Origin of the sequence: Paenibacillus campi (assembly GCF_034659835.1) — a bacterium.
GTDB classification, from domain to species: domain Bacteria; phylum Bacillota; class Bacilli; order Paenibacillales; family Paenibacillaceae; genus Saccharibacillus; species Saccharibacillus campi.
This window is the reverse complement of sequence record NZ_JAXSQZ010000023.1, coordinates 1-2,700: the sequence shown is the minus strand read 5'-3', so window position 1 is coordinate 2,700 and position 2,700 is coordinate 1. Positions and strand designations below refer to the sequence as shown.

1 protein-coding gene is annotated in these 2,700 nt (G+C 52.1%); it reads left to right on the top strand.

Features of this window, described 5'->3' with window-relative positions; translation table 11 throughout:
* Positions 1-2,700 (top strand): DUF5704 domain-containing protein (locus tag U1I11_RS21595; protein ID WP_322908154.1); only part of this gene is annotated, 2,700 nt, incomplete at both ends.

Here is a 2,700-nt window from a genome sequence, read left to right as displayed (position 1 = left end):
GTCCTGTTCCAAATCGAACTCACAGCCGACCTAAGCGTCCATTACAAAACGATCGACGGCAAATCGCTTAACGACATCTTCCCGCCGCGCATCGAACACATGAAGCCAGGCACTACATATGAATTCCAACCCCCAACCCATGAAGGTTACACCTATGCCGGCTACAAAAAAACAACCGATGGCAGCGATCCGTCGACAGCACAAGCGATCACCAAAGGACATCCGCCAGCTTTACAGCCGTATACCGGATCATTTGAACAGTATCGCATCTACCAATACTACGAAGTCGGACAACCGTGTCAACCGGGTCAAACGAGTGCCGACAATGAACAGTGTGAAGATGAAGCGCCGGCTTCCGACGGAAAAGGAGGATGTGCGTATACGATCCTGCCGCCCATATCAGCCCAAACGATGAGTAACCAACAGCTAAACCCCGAAGCTGCCGCCCACATTTTGAGCGATGATCGGGCGAATGGACGGCATTTTGATGCGACCCAAGGCATACCCACGAGTGAATATGTGTACGCCAATGCGTGGGGATATGCGTATTTGTTCCAGCATACATTTGCCGAAAGGAAAGGCACGATCCGGTATGACTGCGAAGTGAGGGTACGGTATAGCCTCAAGTGGCAAGAAAAGAACAGCCGCAAAACATGGAGCACACGCACCGCCAGTGAGACCAAAACGTATACGTTTAGCTTCACACGTCCGTATGCGTACTGGCAAATTCAGCAACTGCAAGTGTTGGGCATCGCCCAAGCGAAAGTAACGAATCATGCCTTGCCCGGCGGTACCGTGACGCTGCCAGCCGCGCATTACATGCCGCCGACGTTAACGAAGGAAGCCAGTACGGAGGTGAAGGATCATGTGCGTCCAGCTAACCCTGGCTCGATGACGTATAGCCCGGGCACGCTAGATGGAGGGAAATCGGGTCGACCTTCGCTGCCGAATGACCAAAGCAAGCTTCAACATCAAGTAGACAGCCAGACCGATGATCCGGACGTACGCAATGATGCCGTACAGTTCCGCTATCACGACAAAACAACCGAAGTCATGAATGGAGACTGGGTGAAATCGACCCCTCTACCGCAATCGATTCCTGCACCGGCTAAAATCCGTTCTTTTAAGGATACCGGGACATCGATTCTATTCCAAGGGTCGCAACGAATTAGCAACACGCTCGCTAACCAAGCGAACCTCCCGTCCACCGGCACGATATTGTATACGATGCTTGCAGGCGCTGTGCATGGAGAAGGCGATCGAAGCTATCCGATCTCTACCATCAATTCGGTCACGATCCATACCCCGGTCGTCAATGAGGCAGCGATGTCAGACGATCACGCCCATAACCAAAAGACCGTGCCGTCCACGACGCGTAAGGCACTGATCTTAAATCGCCCGTTCACCGTGCGCATCCCAACGACCGGACAGCATCTCGATAGCGATGCCTATCCAGGCTACGGCAAGCGGGATTTCGCCAACTATATCCAAGCAAAACAAGTGTGGTTTCCGTTTGATGTGTACAGCGAAGACCGTCACATGTTGTACCCGCAACAAACTTGGATCGATCTTCCAGTGCGGCAGCTGGACACTGTATTTCAGCTGCCGATTTGGATTGATGAAGGGGACTATACGGTCGCTTTTCGCACGATCGCTGCCAATGCACCGACCCATTTTACCGTCCAGTCCTATGCGAATACCGATCTGCGCCAGCATGGGGCAAAAGATACGGTTGAAGTGGAAGTGATCGGCAGAATGTACGATTTTCATGTGACCGATATCGCCGATTTGAACTGGGAAAAGGTGTTTCGCACGGCAACCGGCAGTCGTCAGCCGACCGGAAACTCGTACTGGGTCGGACCGAATGGAATCGATGGGCAGTTACGTGGGAATGCCAGCCCGTATGTACTGCCGATTCTACGGGGCAGTCATCCGCTGCCAGGCGCGAAAAATGTCACCGTGAAAACCGGCTATCCGTTCAAATTCGATCTGAAAACGAGCGGCAATCTGTTTGGCAATAAAGATGCGATTCGGATTCGTCCGACTTTTTATTACCACGATCAATCCGCTGCTACGCCACCGGAACGTGTTCCGGTTGATCTGTATTATCATTCGGATACAGCGCACTTTGTACAGATCGGCTCGGAGGGAGATGTGGAGCGCCGAAAGATGATTCTGAATCAGCGTTTGCGCAACGTACCTGAAGCGGTGTTAACGAACACCGCCGCATCGATCTATGCGCTGTCGTCCGGTTGGCATAAGACCGAAGCCCAGTATATCGCCCATTTTCTTAAACGAGCGAATCAGCCCACGTACACCGGCAGTTATGGGGTGCAAATTCTCCCTTCACCGCTACGTACATTTATTCATACTTTCGCCCATCCAGCGAACGCATCGGCTTCGGCGGCACGTGTGAATGCGAGTGTACAGCAGTGGTATGGGGAATATAGTTTGCCTGCACAGGTGTATGTCGTGCCCAAAGGAACCGATTTGGCGGCATATGCGCGGTCACATGGGGGACTGGATGAGAAGTCACCGATTTTTCTCAAGCAGGGGTTTATTGTCGTCAATTTTAATATGGAAACGATTGTAAATGGCGATATCGCGCACCCGCATTTGCAATATATGCACGCGCCCGGTAGCAATCAATGGTGGGACAAAGAAGGGTATGACCATACAGATGGGAAACGCGATCATATG